General features: G+C 42.6%; 15 protein-coding genes. 7 read left to right on the top strand and 8 right to left on the bottom strand.

Annotation, left to right across the window (positions count from 1 at the left end; translation table 11 throughout):
* Nucleotides 1-99 precede the first annotated feature (99 nt).
* The 3 genes from R7E29_RS08150 to R7E29_RS08140 all read right to left on the bottom strand — a co-directional run bounded on the left by R7E29_RS08150 (nucleotide 100) and on the right by R7E29_RS08140 (nucleotide 1,622).
* Nucleotides 100-669 carry a YceI family protein gene (locus tag R7E29_RS08150; RefSeq protein WP_017634178.1) on the bottom strand — a complete coding sequence of 190 codons (570 nt, stop codon included), beginning with the start codon at nucleotides 667-669 and terminating at the stop codon, nucleotides 100-102.
* Nucleotides 666-1,205 carry a cytochrome b gene (locus tag R7E29_RS08145; RefSeq protein ID WP_005390157.1) on the bottom strand — a complete coding sequence of 180 codons (540 nt, stop codon included), beginning with the start codon at nucleotides 1,203-1,205 and terminating at the stop codon, nucleotides 666-668. The genes R7E29_RS08150 and R7E29_RS08145 overlap by 4 nt, the downstream gene beginning before the upstream one ends.
* Before the next feature lie 174 nt (nucleotides 1,206-1,379).
* A complete protein-coding gene (locus R7E29_RS08140) occupies nucleotides 1,380-1,622 on the bottom strand; it encodes a DUF2164 domain-containing protein (protein WP_042520836.1) in 243 nt (80 codons plus the stop codon).
* A 183-nt stretch (nucleotides 1,623-1,805) separates the two neighbouring features.
* Here R7E29_RS08140 and R7E29_RS08135 point away from each other — a divergent pair, with 183 nt between their 5' ends.
* Both R7E29_RS08135 and R7E29_RS08130 read left to right on the top strand, forming a co-directional pair.
* Entirely contained in the window at nucleotides 1,806-2,438 is a 633-nt protein-coding gene (locus R7E29_RS08135) for a hypothetical protein (RefSeq protein WP_005376385.1), read from the top strand.
* A gap of 187 nt (nucleotides 2,439-2,625) precedes the next feature.
* Nucleotides 2,626-3,414, top strand: coding sequence for an EAL domain-containing protein (locus R7E29_RS08130; protein ID WP_054576002.1), 789 nt, complete (start codon nucleotides 2,626-2,628; stop codon nucleotides 3,412-3,414).
* A gap of 27 nt (nucleotides 3,415-3,441) precedes the next feature.
* Here the strand turns inward: R7E29_RS08130 and R7E29_RS08125 are convergent, their stop codons facing one another.
* From R7E29_RS08125 to R7E29_RS08115, 3 genes are all read right to left on the bottom strand, one after another.
* Entirely contained in the window at nucleotides 3,442-4,701 is a 1,260-nt protein-coding gene (locus R7E29_RS08125; RefSeq protein WP_054576003.1) for a DEAD/DEAH box helicase, read from the bottom strand.
* 67 nt (nucleotides 4,702-4,768) lie between these two features.
* Complete coding sequence (locus R7E29_RS08120; RefSeq protein ID WP_053303599.1) at nucleotides 4,769-5,371, bottom strand: ACP phosphodiesterase; 603 nt, start codon at nucleotides 5,369-5,371, stop codon at nucleotides 4,769-4,771.
* Between the two features lie 81 nt (nucleotides 5,372-5,452).
* A complete protein-coding gene (locus tag R7E29_RS08115; RefSeq protein WP_017820948.1) occupies nucleotides 5,453-5,626 on the bottom strand; it encodes a hypothetical protein in 174 nt (57 codons plus the stop codon).
* Between the two features lie 314 nt (nucleotides 5,627-5,940).
* Here R7E29_RS08115 and R7E29_RS08110 point away from each other — a divergent pair, with 314 nt between their 5' ends.
* The gene (locus R7E29_RS08110) at nucleotides 5,941-7,371 is read left to right on the top strand and encodes a methyl-accepting chemotaxis protein (RefSeq protein WP_005376380.1); all 1,431 of its coding nucleotides are present in this window, start codon (nucleotides 5,941-5,943) and stop codon (nucleotides 7,369-7,371) included.
* Between the two features lie 430 nt (nucleotides 7,372-7,801).
* Here the strand turns inward: R7E29_RS08110 and R7E29_RS08105 are convergent, their stop codons facing one another.
* Nucleotides 7,802-8,470: an HAD-IA family hydrolase gene (locus tag R7E29_RS08105; protein WP_047103569.1), complete on the bottom strand. Its 669-nt coding sequence runs from the start codon at nucleotides 8,468-8,470 to the stop codon at nucleotides 7,802-7,804.
* A 195-nt stretch (nucleotides 8,471-8,665) separates the two neighbouring features.
* Entirely contained in the window at nucleotides 8,666-9,175 is a 510-nt protein-coding gene (locus tag R7E29_RS08100) for a hypothetical protein (protein ID WP_005386088.1), read from the bottom strand.
* A gap of 145 nt (nucleotides 9,176-9,320) precedes the next feature.
* On the opposite strand from R7E29_RS08100, the gene R7E29_RS08095 reads away from it, so the two are divergent.
* From R7E29_RS08095 to glgC, 4 genes are all read left to right on the top strand, one after another.
* Entirely contained in the window at nucleotides 9,321-9,791 is a 471-nt protein-coding gene (locus tag R7E29_RS08095) for a CreA family protein (RefSeq protein WP_005397614.1), read from the top strand.
* A gap of 233 nt (nucleotides 9,792-10,024) precedes the next feature.
* Nucleotides 10,025-11,329 carry an inosine/guanosine kinase gene (locus tag R7E29_RS08090; protein WP_005376376.1) on the top strand — a complete coding sequence of 435 codons (1,305 nt, stop codon included), beginning with the start codon at nucleotides 10,025-10,027 and terminating at the stop codon, nucleotides 11,327-11,329.
* Between the two features lie 234 nt (nucleotides 11,330-11,563).
* Nucleotides 11,564-13,312 (top strand): formate--tetrahydrofolate ligase, encoded by a 1,749-nt coding sequence (locus R7E29_RS08085; RefSeq protein WP_104976103.1) that lies wholly within the window; start codon nucleotides 11,564-11,566, stop codon nucleotides 13,310-13,312.
* A 537-nt stretch (nucleotides 13,313-13,849) separates the two neighbouring features.
* Nucleotides 13,850-15,067 carry a glucose-1-phosphate adenylyltransferase gene (glgC, locus tag R7E29_RS08080; RefSeq protein ID WP_033906540.1) on the top strand — a complete coding sequence of 406 codons (1,218 nt, stop codon included), beginning with the start codon at nucleotides 13,850-13,852 and terminating at the stop codon, nucleotides 15,065-15,067.
* Nucleotides 15,068-15,081: the final 14 nt, after the last annotated feature.

The raw sequence follows: 15,081 nt of genomic DNA, 5'->3' as shown, positions 1-15,081 counted from the left end.
CTATCACTGACTGGTTTATCGATGTTAGTGATGTGATTAAGATAATAAAAAAGCGCTCTTCAAGTGAAGAGCGCTTTTAGTGTATCTAAAAGGAACTAATTACTTCTTAATACCTTCGATATGAAGTTCCATATCGACGTAGCTTGAAGCACCCATTACTGGGATGTCAAAGTCAGCAAGCTCTAGGCGAGTGTTGCCAACAAAGCCAGCGCGCTCGCCGCCCCATGGGTCACTGCCAGCACCAACGAATTCAGCCTCAATAGTAATAGGCTTAGTAACACCGTGTAGCGTTAGATCACCAGTTACATCTAGTTTGCCATTGCCTTTATCAACCACTTTTGTGCTCGTAAAGGTTGCTTCACTGTATTTACCAGCATCGATGAAGTCACCACTACGAATGTGTTTGTCACGTTCAGCATGGTTTGAATCTAGGCTGGTTGTATCAACAACAACATTTACTTTTGAGTCAGCAATGTTGTTTTCATCAAAAGAAAAGTCACCAGAAAATGTATTGAAACGACCTTTGATGAAACTGTAACCCAAGTGGCTAACTTTAAAGTTGATTGAAGCGTGAGCACCTTTGGTATCGATGACATAATCTGCAGCTTGCGCACCAAATGGCAGTGCCATAGCGATAGCTAATCCTGTAGCGAAAAGTGACTTTTTCATTTTGAAGCTCCTAACATTTTTCTTAATGTGTTGTCTTTATCGATAAAGTGGTGTTTTAGTGCAGCAATAGCATGTAAACCTGCAATCAGGATGACTGCCCAAGCTGCATAGAAGTGAATCTCACCTGCAATATCTGATTGGCCTGGGAATAACTCTCCCGCTCCTGGCACGGTGAACCAATTAAACACTTCGATGCCGCGTCCATCAGACGTTGAAATGAGGTAACCTGAAACAAAGATGGTGACCAATAGTAGGTACATGACACCATGCGCTGCTTTAGCAGCAAGCACTTCGTAACGTTTGCCTTCTACCTTTGGTGACGCCGTCACATGTTTCCATACGATGCGTGCCAAAGTTAAAATAGCGAGTAAAATACCGACAGAGCGATGGTAATGCGGCGCAGTTCGATACCATTCGCTGTAATAGCTAAGGTCGACCATCCACAAACCCACTGCAAATAGACCAATAATGCACAGCGCTGATAACCAATGCATCACGCGTGCAGTAAGGTTGTAATTCTTTACCAGTGTATCCATCTCAAGTTCCTAGATATATTCCTAAGTTAATGCTGAGCAAGAAACACTACATTAACCTATTTACGTCATATGAAACAGATTATTTACCATCATTTACATCCAGCCAATGGTACCGTATCTATCAAGTTGTTCGAATTTTTTGAAGGAACTTTAAATCGTTTGTAAAACTGAAACTTACAGCTTAATTTCTTGTTCTATCTCATACAGCTCTTCGGAAACTTCTAACATTCTGCGTTCAACCAGTAACTTAGCATCTTCAACACCCTTGTTATAGTAAATTGGCCCTAGTTTTTCTGTAATAAAATCAATTAGAAACTCACTATCGAACTGGCCAATTTCAACATCTAGCTCGTCTTGCATGTAATCTTGAATGGCGGTGGCCAGCGCCTCTTTTTGTGCGCGTTCTAGCTTTATCATTTTTTCCCTTTCAAATTTTTGTTCAACTTCTGCTTCTTTCGTGTTGTTCTATTAAAGATTAGACACGGTCATTTGTGAGAAATTTGGTGTTTAGATCAAGAAGTTGCCGAAGTAAATTAGTCTATTCTCAAAAGACTATGCTAACCTTTTGCAGTTCGTTTTGTAATTATTAAGGGATATTCTTTGCTACTCGACCTAGTTATTCAAAGTGTTAATGATTTTCAAGACGACTGTCTTAAGCTGTGTGAAAAGCATTACCCTGCGGTGCATAACCAAGGCATGAGTGAGCATCATCTTGGTCTCGCGTTTTCAAGAAGGATGGAACATACTTTTCGTCACTTTGGATACAACTGCGTGATAAAGCCAATCGAAGTGTTGGATTCTCCAGACCTTCCCCATCACTATCGAATTTCATCCGACATCGGCACTGTCTGGGTTCTGAGTCACCATATGGTCAGTGCCGGAAAATCTTGCCGGGAAAACTTACTCTCATCAATTACCGAATGGCAGAGTGAATATGGCTATGCCTTACAGCCTAATGACCTACTCTTTTTGGTTTGCGATCATTGGATAAGTCGCAGCAAAACGAGCCGAGAATTGCTTCATTGGTGGATGGGGGAACTACCCGATCAGATCAACGAATACACAGAACAAGGAATCACACTGTACACCAGCGAGTCGCAACTCACGCAATCGTTGGACACTCGATTCGGTATTAGCCCTTGTTACATTAAGTTTGGGCATCCTTTACGGCGTTCGAACAAACAGCAGTTAGTCAGAAAATATTTGCAGTTGTATGCCGTACTGCAATGGTAGCATCAAATTGAAGTGCTGAGATTATCAATTATTTCATCAATTTGTTTGATATCACTCGACAAAACTACCCATCCATTACCATCGTTCTTGCTTGAGTTAATGAGCACACTTAGATTCATTGCCAATGAAATAGAAAAATTAGCGCGATAACGCTGATGTTGAGACATTGATTTAGGTTGTGGTAACAATGATGAGCATCTCGCAACTACTTAGTTGCATCCGGAAACAAGCCGACGGGCAGTATATTGCGAAATACGCGAACTTCACTCTCCGCAGTGTCTTTCAACCCATATATAAGAACGATATTTCCATCGTTGGCCTTGAAGCACTGGTAAGAATTAGCAATGCCAATGGCACCATGGTTAGGCCAGATCAGTTTTTCCAATCCAAAGCGACTCCCACTCAAGATTTGCTCAACGTTGAACGCTTAAGTCGCCTAATCCATATCAAAAATTTCTCTCAGTCTCGCTTTCACACAAAACAATTGTTTCTCAATGTATTACCGGTAGCGGCAGAGATACTAGTTAAAGACATCACTTATAACCGACTGCTAAAACAAACCATTTATGAATCGCATTTGATGAATGAACAAATCGTCATGGAGTTACTTGAATTGAAGGTGGAGGATGAACTCTCTTTGTCTCAAGCTGCTCGGGAGTTAAGTCTTGAAGGATTTAAATTAGCGATTGACGATTATGGCGTCAATGCATCGACAACTGAGCGAGTGAGAAGCGTTTGCCCAGATATAATCAAGATGGATCGCTCTTTATTGCTAAGGTATGAAAACGGTGATTTTAAAGCGCTTAACGATGCATTATCACTCGCAAAAGCGTTATGCTCTAAAACCGTTATCGAAGGAATTGAAACCGAACATCAACTTCGCTTAATGAAAAAGCTCGGTTTCGATATGTATCAAGGGTACCTACTTGCTATCCCCCAGACGTTAGACGTCTATGAAGAGGCAAAAACAGCCTGACTATGTAAGAACAAAAGTTTGCGCGGTTTAGCGAGAGTTACGTGATTTACCACGATTCTTATGAATCGCCAATTTTGCTTTTAGCTTACGCTTCTCAGATGAACGACTACGACGACGCCCACCCCCATTTTGTTCAGGCTCAACTTCTTCTACAAGACTTGGTTCGAAACCTGCCAGCCATTCTTGGGGTAAGCGTTGATCAAGCAGGTTCTCGATAGCTTGCAACAAGTACTCCTCATCTCTACTCATCAGAGAAACCGCCAAACCTGACTTTCCTGCTCTTCCAGTGCGGCCAATTCGATGGACATAATCTTCTGCTTTGAATGGCATATCAAAGTTCACGACTTGTTCTAGCTCTTGAATGTCTAACCCTCGTGCTGCCACATCGGTTGCAATCAAAGCACGTACCTTACCTTGTTTAAATTCATCCAAAGCTCTTTGGCGGGCACCTTGTGATTTATCACCGTTGATAGAAACCGCTTTGATGCCATCTAACTTGAGCTCTTTCGCTAACTCATCACTGCCTTGCTTCGTTTTTGTAAATACAAGCACTTGCTGCCAATTCCGCGAGCCAATTAAGTACGCTAGCAATTCACGTTTCCGTTTTTTATCCACTGGATAAACCATTTGTGTTACCGTTTCAGCAGTCGTATTTGCTGGTGAAACTTCGACTTCAACTGGCGATTCCATGAGTTTATACGCAATAGTTTTGATTCGCTTCTCAAATGTCGCAGAGAACAATAGGATCTGTTTCTCAGCAGGCAAACGTCGGAAGATGCGCTGCAAGTCAGGCCAAAATCCCATATCTAACATACGGTCGGCTTCGTCTAACACGAGCATATCGGTTTTAGAGATGTTTACGTTACCATTAAACAGGTGATCCAAAAGGCGGCCTGGCGTGGCAATCAAAATATCAGCGCCCTCTTCTAACTTTCTCTTTTGTACGCCAATGCTTGTACCACCATAAACACACACGATGCGAAGTTCTGTTTCTGCCGAGTACTGATTCAAATTATCAAATACCTGCTGTGCAAGCTCGCGTGTTGGAACCAAAATCAATGCTTGAGGTGTGCCGTTAAGTTTCTTTTGCTGAACGGTTTGTATGATAGGTAAACCAAACGCAGCCGTTTTTCCCGTACCAGTTTGTGCAGCAGCAAGTAAGTTTTTTCCTGCAAGGACGTGTGGAATTGACTTTTCTTGCACTGGTGTTGGCGTCACGATATTTAGATTGCCTAGCGTCTCGATTAGCTTTTGTTCGATGCCTAAATCAGCAAAATTAACAGACATGTGTAACCTCATTATTTTTGGAGCGCAGAGTTTACCAGAGCCCCTAAAGCCATACTACTTTTCTATCTCATTGAGTTGAGTCATTAAGCTGTTGCTGAAAATCATACGACTGGCGCAAAACATCTCGATAAAGTGACGAGAACTTCTCTTCTAATTCGGTGTAATCACTTTCAATCACTTTAAATGTTGTGGTTAAGTCTGCCATCCTAGGACTTCTTTGCGACATCCGATGTAGTGCAAATTCTATATTGTCTAGATCTTGATAGGATTGAAGCCATCGGCCATGCCACATTCTGCTGTGGAGCACCAAAAAACGTGGCGGCAAATGTTCATGAACCTCTCGGTTTACTCTCTCGTATGCCGTTTTTACAAAGTGTTCGAGAGACACGGAGTGAAAGTCGTTCCAGTGTTTTGCGAGGCAATGATCCCAAAACATATCTAAAGCGATAGGTGCAAAACGTCTCGCAACACCAGTGAAATGAGGCTTACATTCGTTGACGATTGGATGATGGTCAGTAATACGGTCAACAAATCTATGTAATCTGATGCCATTTGAGATATCGCGATCATACAGCTTGCTTGGATCTCCTTTTACGAAGTCTCCAAGCAAGTTTCCCAATAAATGGCTGTTACTGTGTTCTGCGATATGCAGGTGGGCTAGAAAGTTCATTCGACGCCAGTTTTGGCCTCTAGGGCTTGGTGTGACATGAACCTAGTATAACGTCAATTACGACGAGATGAGAGTGTTCCGCTATTCGGCTTCGTTGTCTGAGCCAACGTATTCCGACAAGATAATGCCAATTTCAAGCGCATCTAGCAGCTCTAGGCTCTCATCGTTTTGGTATTGGTCGCTCATTGTGACCTCCTTTATTTTAAGCTCTCTTGCTTTTACTTGCTGACGGCCTGGCTCTTGCCATATCCACATCAGCAACTCCTTTTTATAGTCTTTATATGACACATTCATGACAGCGAGAAGTAAAGATTTAAAAACCTATGAGCATAATCAAAAGTAAACGATTGCAATTAGGTTTCATATCCACTTAACACTTTAGAGAAATGACTCTTTTATCAACATTCATGTCAATTTAAAGATATAACATACTGTTATAGGCGTCCTTAGATCTCATTTCTTAAACTAAATTTAGTATTCGTTACATATTTTGCTGATTAACTTCGCATATTTTGTTTCGATATAGCAATAGATTTGGTCAATATCTTTTATCTCTAATGGAGCTTTAAATGAGAGAAGTTGAGTTTAGAACGATAGACAGGCTGTTTATCAAGATGTCTATCAACGACAAAATGTGGGTTATATTCCTACTATTTTTAGTAGCCCTCACTTCAGTGGCTGGAAGCCGCTACTTCAATGAAATACAACAATTTGAGCAGCAAGCCATCTCGGCGAGCGAAGCGAAGCTTTCTGGTATCGTTGATGCTCAATCAAACCGCGCTACAGAAATTGACGGCGTATCGAAATCGAACCGCGTAAGCGAGAGTTCTTTTGTCGATGGGTCTGTGACCGCTTATGCCAAGTTGCATTCTGGAGAAGTTATTAAGCTGACTCAAAATGTGTCCACACAATACGAATCGTTAAAATCATCAGCTCTATCGTCACTATTACTTAGCTTCTTATGGGTTATTCCTTTTGCCCTATTCTCTTACTGGGTGGCAACGTTTATCGGAGGAGCTCTGTGGGTTTTATATACAACAACCGAAAAAATTGGTGACGGTGACTTAACCTCTCGTCTTGGTTTTCATCCAGGTCGAGATGAATTCGGTACCATCGGCTGTGCGCTAGACAAGTCTATGGATACCTTAAGTGAACTGGTTAATAGTGTTAAAAATAATGCAACGATGTTGAGCGAGACATCTTCTGCATTCGAAAAAGATATGCAGTTGAGTGAAACCCAGATATCTCATCAATATCAAACGCTTGATTCAGTCGCGACGGCAATGGAAGAAATGACAGCCTCTGCAAAGGAGGTATCAAGTATTTCTCAACAAGCAACGACGCAGTCAGACCAAGATGCCCAGAAGATCGAACTAAGCAGAAGCCGTGTACAAAACGTGATTGGCGAGATAGAGACGTTATCTAGCTATATTGAACAAGCCTCTACGTCAGTAACCAATTTAAACGAGAATACGACGCAGATTAATGACGTAATCACAACGATTAACGCCATTTCAGAACAAACTAATCTGTTGGCACTAAACGCAGCAATCGAAGCAGCCCGTGCTGGTGAACAAGGTCGTGGATTTGCAGTGGTTGCCGATGAAGTACGTACATTAGCAAGCAGAACTCAACAGGCAACAGTAGAGATCCAAGCCATGATTGAGAAGCTTCAAATTGAGAGCCAGAACATTGCTTCAATCACCAACCGAACCGTTCAGCAAGCTCAAACCAGCAGCCAGCTTATTGATGAAATCGGCCATGATGTTACCTCTATTGCCGAGTCAGCACGCTCATTAATGGACATGAGCATTCAGATTTCCACATCTGCTGAAGAACAAAGCGCAGTTGCTAACGATATTGCATCGGAACTTTCAGAAATTCGTAGTCAATCAAGCACAATCAGAGAAGTGGCGGAGCAATCTACCGCTGGCGTCGCTAATCTCACGCAAGCCTCCGTTTCTCTTGGTGAGATATTACAACGCTACCGCACCGCATAACGTTGTGGAACTTATGATCAACAAGGGCTCCTTAAGGAGCCCTTTTCTTTAAACCGTGTTCAACTATTACCTTCGATATTTTCTACGACATCCAAGTGGATATTTGAAGTGAATCTCAAGTTCTCGCTGTACCGGATGAAATAATGTTCTTAAACAAAGCGTTCCGCTATGCTTGATCTTGCCAATTCCAATTTGCTGCTGGAAAACAATATGAATAATTACAAAGACACAAAAGACATAGAGAACCTGAATTGCCCACTCTGCCAAGGAGATGAATATCTCATTTCATCGGATGGCGAGAAATTCACATGCGCTGCTTGCGGATTTCATACAAAAAACTTCTCATCTATCCAATGTCTACATCAAACGCCTTACCTACAGTCTAAACTTAAGCACATCCACAGCTTAAGTCCGGTTTGCCATTAGTAGGTCAAACAGAGCAGCCACACAGCTGCTCTTTTAATTCATCTAAATGATGGATGCGAATTACACGCTCGTCATCAACACGATTGATAGCTTCACCATTAAATAACTGTACCGTTTTGATACCGGCGTTTAATCCCGCCTCAACTCCTTTAGGCGTGTCATCAATATAAAGACAGTCACTTGGTAAAAAGCCCATGCTCATAGCACTGTACATGATTAAATCAGGCTCAGGCTTCCAACTATTCGCATCGAATGCTGAGAACACTTTGCCTCGGAAAGCATCGAGTAAACCGGTTAACTCCAAAGCGTATTCAATTTTATCTTTAGGTCCATTAGACGCCACACAATATTCGATATTATGCGAATCTAAAAACTGAATTAATCGTTTTGCGCCATCCATCGGCTGTAAGTGACGCACAAAAAGGGACTGGACTTCTTCTCGGTATTGCGGCTCTAAAACATCAATTGGAACTTTGATATCTTTCAATTCTTTAGTATCTAAAAGGATGTCAGCGAGCTTTCCTCCTTTAAAGTGAGAAACGCACTCTTCCATCGTTAACTCAGCCCCATGCTGGTTAAATACATTGACGAGCGCTTGGCAACACAGTCTTTCGCTGTCGACCAACGTACCATCACAGTCAAATATCACGCACTTAATATTGGTAATTGCCATAGCCATCTCCAGACGTCTTAAAGGCTTAAGCCCAAGCTGATTTTAAGAATGTTTGGATTAATCTTATTTGAGTTTGGGATTGTTGAAACGACGAGCTTGGCATTTCATGGAAATAGAAGGGAGCAATTACAGTTTTTCTAAGCAAGATCACCCAACGTCATCTTGCTTTACTTTTTATGCACATTGATGTGTAAGTTAGTCTTCGATAACCACTGAGTCTAACAGTTTTTGCTCGGTGCTTAGTCTTTTAGCCAGATCAGCCACAAACGAGCTTTTGTATTTTGATTCAGAAACAGCAACATCAGAGATGAGTGTATTTCCTTCGAGATGGCTAACAATAGCAGCACCAATTGGGACTCCTGATTTAAAACCAACATATAATTCAAAATCTGGCGTGAGGATAATCTGTGTCAGATATTCAATGATCATATCTTTATCATACTGCTGTTCCCAGCGCTGAGATTGCAAGATAGAGAACATAATGGTCAGTCGATGAAAATCGACCAGAAAAATATCGTCGGGGTTAAATTCAGAGTCACTTTCCAGTAGTGTGTCTTTGTCGACTACTTGATACGTTGCTTTTTCTAGCGTTTTGAAATAGACATCGCGCCCTTTCAAACTCTCTGGTGTCGGAAATTCAACTTCGACCAGATCATACAGCCATGTATTTTTACGCTCGATACTGGCTAACTGTTGTTCATTCATCTTGATACCTTCGTTTAGAGCAGTACATTAGCATGAAGCCCGCAACAAACCTAGCGCACATAGACCTTTCCGTGGCTAAATTTTGTTTTAGGTGCAAACCTCTGATAGATTTCATCAATATCTTTCCTAGTTAAGGACAAAAATAATGAAAAAGATGCTGTTAAGTGCATTGCTTGCTACTACTCTAGTTGGTTGTTCAGATAACGATGTTGCTGACGTGGGGCTCGGTTGGTTTACTTTGAAAGACATCAAAGTCGGTGAGTTGAAAGACGAGGTGGTAACAGGTGTCACATGTCACATCGCCTCTATCGAAGCGGATTTCAGCTTAGCAGATCCAAGTGATAGCTCAATATCATGTCGTCAGACTGGCGAAATCACACCGGAAATGATTGCAAAAATAGATAAGAGTAAGTCCGGTGAAATTGTATTTAAGAAGTCAAAAAGCATTTTCTTCAAAACAATGAAGGTTCGCCGTATTTATGATGCCGATAACCAAACCTTACTCTACTTGTCTTATACAACAAAAGAGACCGATGGTAGTTTTAAGCATAGCCTTTCGACAGTCCCACTTTGGGGTACCAAGGCTTACGTTGAGCCAACTGAAGTGAAAAAGTAACGCGGGTAAATTTAGTTAGCGCGGAGCAGGCTCTTTCCGGGCGCTGCTGAGCAACAAGTTTAAAAAACAACCCATTGCAATACGACAAGCGCCATAAATTGCAGCTGCTTTGGTTGCTATTTACTCAGCTCGCTGATTTTTTCAGCGAGCAGACTTCTTTGTAATAAATCACCACGATTTTCATTTTTTTGTGATACAATCCCGCCTCTTTTTTTTCTCACTCAAGAACAAGCATGAAGTTTCCTGGTCAGCGTAAATCTAAACACTACTTCCCAACTCACGCTCGAGATCCATTAGTAAACCAAATCCGACAGGCACCTAAGCTATATCGCCCAACTATTGTTGGTGTCGGTCAAACCATTGTAGATATCGAAGCACGTGTAGATGACGCGTTTTTAGAGAAATACAACCTGAGTAAAGGACATTCGCTCGTTCTTGAAGAAAGCAAAGCAGATGCACTTTACGAAGAACTGGTTGAGCAAGGCCTGATCACACACCAATACCCAGGTGACACGATTGGCAATACTCTTCACAACTACTCGGTTTTAGCCGATAGCAAATCCGTTTTGCTCGGTGTGATGTCTAAGAACATTCAAGTCGGTTCTTTTGCTTACCGCTACCTTTGCCGTACGTCTTCACGCATGAACCTTAACCATTTACAAACGGTAGATGGCCCTATTGGTCGCTGCTACACCCTAATTTCTCAAGACGGTGAGCGTACATTTGCTATCAACGAAGGTCATATGAATCAACTACTTCCGGAAAGCATTCCTGAAGAGATCTTTGAGAAAGCATCAGCCCTGGTTGTTTCTTCTTACCTAATGCGTGGTAAAGAAGAAGATCCAATGCCTAAAGCGGTACAAAGAGCGATCGACTTTGCTAAGAAGCACGATGTCCCTGTTGTACTTACGCTAGGGACAAAGTACGTTATCGAAGGTAACGCACAGTGGTGGCAAGAATACATTCGCGAAAACATTTCTGTTGTCGCTATGAATGAAGAAGAAGGTGCGGCGCTAACAGGTGAAACAGAGCCGCTAGCTGCTGCTGATAAAGCACTTGAGTGGGTTGATCTCGTACTTTGTACAGCAGGACCAAATGGTCTGTACATGGCTGGTTACACCGACGAGAAAGTAAAACGAGAAACCACACACGACATCCTTGAAAGCTCCCTCGAAGCCTTTAACCAGTACGAGTTTAGTCGTGCGATGCGTAAAGAAGACTGTCAAAACCCAATGAAGGTCTACTCTCACATCGGCCCTTACCTTGGTGGACCACTAGAGATTAAGAACACTAACGGTGCAGGTGATGCAGCCCTTTCAGCCTTACTGCATGACATGGCAGCAAACTCTTTTCACCAAAAAGAAGTGCCTAACTCAGAAAAGCACGAAGTACGATGCTTAACCTACTCCTCACTTTCTCAGATTTGTAAATACGCAAACCGAGTAAGCTATGAAGTGTTGACGCAGCACTCTCCTCGCCTATCGCGAGCGCTTCCTGAACGAGAAGATAGCTTAGAAGAGACTTATTGGGATCGTTAAAACGACAACTTTAAAGCTAAAAATATATCAAGGTCACCATTTGGTGGCCTTTTTGTTTTTATCTAGCACTATAACGAGTAGATTTCGTTAGTATGTCGCACAATACGAAGCAGTAAACTCTTTACAAGCCTAACCGAAACAGTACCATCACCAAGCAGACCTTTGCCTCACAATAATACTCGTTATAACTCAGGTAGTTTTTCAACGCTACCTGTGCCACTTTGGGGATTCTCCATGCAGTCAGATATCGAAATTTGCCGAAACACACCACTTTCTTCTATTGATGTTATCGCGGAAAAAGTAGGACTATTGCCCGAAGAGTATGACACTCACGGGAAGCACAAAGCCAAAGTCCACCCAAAATGTTTGGAACGACTCAAAGCAAATGATGACGGTAAACTTGTACTCGTCACTGCGATCACGCCGACTCCTCTTGGCGAAGGAAAAACCGTTACGACGATAGGACTGGCGCAAGGTTTAGCAAAGCTTAATCAATCTGTTATTGCATGTATAAGGCAACCTTCGATGGGACCCGTCTTCGGTATTAAAGGTGGCGCAGCGGGCGGTGGTTATTCTCAAGTAGCTCCAATGGAAGAGTTAAACTTACACCTTACTGGTGACATTCACGCAGTGACAGCGGCGCACAACCTTGCTTCAGCCGCTCTTGACGCTCGCTTGTTCCATGAGCAACGCGAGGGTTATGATGCCTTTGAATCACGCACCGGGTTAAGAGCACTTAAAATCGACACGGCAAGTATTACTTGGAAACGAGTGATGGACCATAATGATCGTGCACTACGTAAAGTCAAAATTGGCCTCAATGATGCAGGAAAAACCATCAATGGTTTCGAGCGTGACGAAGGGTTCGATATTTCAGCGGCTTCCGAGTTGATGGCTATCATTGCACTAGCCAAAGATTTAAAAGATTTACGTCAACGTATTGGGAAAATTGTCGTAGCGTACGATTTGAACGGAAACCCCGTCACTACGGAAGATCTACAAGTTGCAGGAGCAATGGCAGTAACACTAAAAGAGGCGATTGCACCAACACTGATGCAAACTCTAGAAGGTGTTCCTACGTTGATCCATGCAGGTCCATTTGCAAACATCGCCCATGGAAATTCATCCATTATCGCGGACGATATTGCGCTAAAACTGTCAGGTTACACGGTAACTGAAGCCGGTTTTGGTTCGGATATGGGATTTGAGAAAGCGTGTAACATTAAAGCTGCTGCCGCCAACAAAGCCCCGGACTGTGTAGTGATCGTAGCAACATTACGCGGCCTCAAAGCGAATTCTGGACACTACGATTTACGCCCAGGTATGGCTATTCCAGATTCCATTTTTAATCCGGACCAAGCAGCATTGGAGGCTGGGTTTGAAAATTTAAAATGGCACATAAATAACGTTCATAAATACGGTTTACCTGCTGTCGTTGCCATTAACCAGTTTCCACAAGATTGTGTGAAAGAGCTTAAAGCTCTTGAAGATCTGATTCACCAATTTAATCCCGAAGTTAAAGTAGCCATCAGCACCGCTTTTTCGCAAGGCGGACAAGGCGCAACGGAACTAGCTCAACATGTTATTGATGCGTGTACCACGCCTGTAGAGTTTTGTCCGTTATACAACAAAGAGCAATCATTACTCGAAAAGCTCATGGCAGTATGTGAAGCGGGCTATGGAGCAACCAATATAGAAATGACTCCTATCGCGACCGAACAGCTCAAACATTTTGAGCAATTAGGCTTTAACAACTTAGCGGTTTGCATCGCGAAGACACCACTATCTATAACCACGGACTCCGCAGTCAAAGGGGCACCAACTGGTTTTACCGTCCCAATCCGCGAGCTGCGCTTGTGTGCGGGTGCAGGATTCGTTTATGCATTATCTGGTACCGTGATGACGATGCCAGGCTTACCTGATAAACCCGCATTTATGAACTTAGATCTTGATGATGAAGGAAATATCGTCGGTCTCTCTTAGTGCAGTGATAACGTATCGCTATCAGTGAAGTGAGCATATTCATTGAGTGAGTGGTCTACTTACCTATCCACTCACTCTCAACAACTGTGAAAAGAGTTGTCTCAGGCCTTCTACTCTTGAATCGTTGATACAAAGCTCTCCTGCCTTACATCAACGCGCCTGTTTTAGGCCTTTAGAGTTAAGACGCTAACCCTAAGCCTTGTTTGACGATAGTTATTAAGCTAGAAAACCCTATTTATCTTCTTGTTTTGTCGCCACTTTACATTGTAAATCCATACTTGTTGACTTCTCCTTTCTACAATTTTGCGCCAATTTGATGCACGGGCTATTTAGCACTTCACTAATATGGTGCAGTTGTCTTACAGTGAAATTTTAACCTCCTTGATTTTTAAGGAGATATTCTATGGCTCGATTCTTGTAGTAGACTTTTCACTAATAAGCACATTAGCACATGCTTTTCAAAACCTCTGCGTTGCATACCACCTCCTTCAGGTTAGCACCGTTTTGATGCATGTCAGAAAAGGGAAAGGGAATACTATGGAAGACGCACTTGCCGTAATTTTAGCAGGAGGGATGGGGTCTAGACTCAGCCCACTCACCGATGACAGAACCAAGCCAGCCGTACCTTTTGGCGGAAAATATAGAATTATAGATTTCACACTAACCAATTGTTTACATTCGGGTTTACGCAAGATCCTTGTTTTAACCCAATATAAATCTCATTCACTTCAAAAACACTTACGAGACGGCTGGTCGATATTCAATCCAGAGCTAGGCGAGTACATCACTGCTGTTCCACCACAAATGCGCAAAGGTGGTGCATGGTATGAAGGAACCGCCGATGCGATTTATCACAACATGTGGTTGCTATCGCGAAATGATGCAAAGTATGTGGTTGTGTTATCCGGCGATCATATCTATCGAATGGACTACGCCGCAATGCTTGAAGAGCATAAAGAGAAAGGTGCTAAGCTCACCGTTGCCTGTATGGATGTTCCCGTAGAGGATGCTTCAGCATTCGGTGTAATGGGCACCGCAGAAAACGGGCTCGTTACTTCGTTTATAGAGAAACCTGAAACCCCACCTACTCTTCCTGGAAGCGCGACCAGAAGCCTTGTTTCTATGGGAATATATATCTTTGATATGGATGTTTTGAAAGAAGCGCTTGAAGAAGACTCAAAACTCGATTCATCAAGCCATGACTTCGGAAAAGACATCATACCTAAGCTGATTGATACCGAATCCGTTTACGCTTATCAATTCTGTGGCAGTAAAGGGCGCGTCGATAAAGATTGCTATTGGCGCGACGTGGGTACCATTGATTCCTTCTATGAAGCGAATATGGATCTACTAGAACCTGTGCCGCCAATGAACCTTTATCAGTCCAATTGGGCGATTCGTACTTACGAGCCGCAGTTTCCACCAGCTCGTACTGTATCGTCGGCCACGGGTAATGAAGGCATTTTTATTAACTCCATCATTGCTACCGGTGTCATCAATTCCGGAGGCTCAGTACAGCACTCCATAATCTCCTCTAACGTACGCATTCAAGATAGTGCAACGGTAGTCGATTCCATCATTTTTGATGACGTAGAAGTCGGTGAAGGAAGTCAGTTGGTCAACTGCATAGTTGATAAACATGTTCGTATTCCGCCACATACTCAAATTGGCATCAACAAACTTGAAGATGCGAAGCGATTTAAAATCTCAGACAAAGGTATTGTCGTCATACCCGAAAGTTACCAATTCGATTAAACGACAAACTATCA

Origin of the sequence: Vibrio sp. Vb1729 (genome assembly GCF_033338655.1) — a bacterium.
GTDB classification, from domain to species: Bacteria; Pseudomonadota; Gammaproteobacteria; order Enterobacterales; family Vibrionaceae; genus Vibrio; species Vibrio alginolyticus.
This window is presented reverse-complemented; position numbering and strand designations above follow the sequence as displayed.

Coding starts and splice junctions, on each gene's coding strand:
- R7E29_RS08125 (WP_054576003.1), bottom strand. CDS start 4,701: ATGTCTGTTAATTTTGCTGATTTAGGCATCGAACAAAAGCTAATCGAG.
- R7E29_RS08120 (WP_053303599.1), bottom strand. CDS start 5,371: ATGAACTTTCTAGCCCACCTGCATATCGCAGAACACAGTAACAGCCAT.
- R7E29_RS08105 (WP_047103569.1), bottom strand. CDS start 8,470: ATGGCAATTACCAATATTAAGTGCGTGATATTTGACTGTGATGGTACG.
- R7E29_RS08115 (WP_017820948.1), bottom strand. CDS start 5,626: ATGTGGATATGGCAAGAGCCAGGCCGTCAGCAAGTAAAAGCAAGAGAG.
- R7E29_RS08110 (WP_005376380.1), top strand. CDS start 5,941: ATGAGAGAAGTTGAGTTTAGAACGATAGACAGGCTGTTTATCAAGATG.
- R7E29_RS08085 (WP_104976103.1), top strand. CDS start 11,564: ATGCAGTCAGATATCGAAATTTGCCGAAACACACCACTTTCTTCTATT.
- glgC (WP_033906540.1), top strand. CDS start 13,850: ATGGAAGACGCACTTGCCGTAATTTTAGCAGGAGGGATGGGGTCTAGA.
- R7E29_RS08150 (WP_017634178.1), bottom strand. CDS start 669: ATGAAAAAGTCACTTTTCGCTACAGGATTAGCTATCGCTATGGCACTG.
- R7E29_RS08090 (WP_005376376.1), top strand. CDS start 10,025: ATGAAGTTTCCTGGTCAGCGTAAATCTAAACACTACTTCCCAACTCAC.
- R7E29_RS08130 (WP_054576002.1), top strand. CDS start 2,626: ATGATGAGCATCTCGCAACTACTTAGTTGCATCCGGAAACAAGCCGAC.
- R7E29_RS08100 (WP_005386088.1), bottom strand. CDS start 9,175: ATGAATGAACAACAGTTAGCCAGTATCGAGCGTAAAAATACATGGCTG.
- R7E29_RS08095 (WP_005397614.1), top strand. CDS start 9,321: ATGAAAAAGATGCTGTTAAGTGCATTGCTTGCTACTACTCTAGTTGGT.
- R7E29_RS08145 (WP_005390157.1), bottom strand. CDS start 1,205: ATGGATACACTGGTAAAGAATTACAACCTTACTGCACGCGTGATGCAT.
- R7E29_RS08140 (WP_042520836.1), bottom strand. CDS start 1,622: ATGATAAAGCTAGAACGCGCACAAAAAGAGGCGCTGGCCACCGCCATT.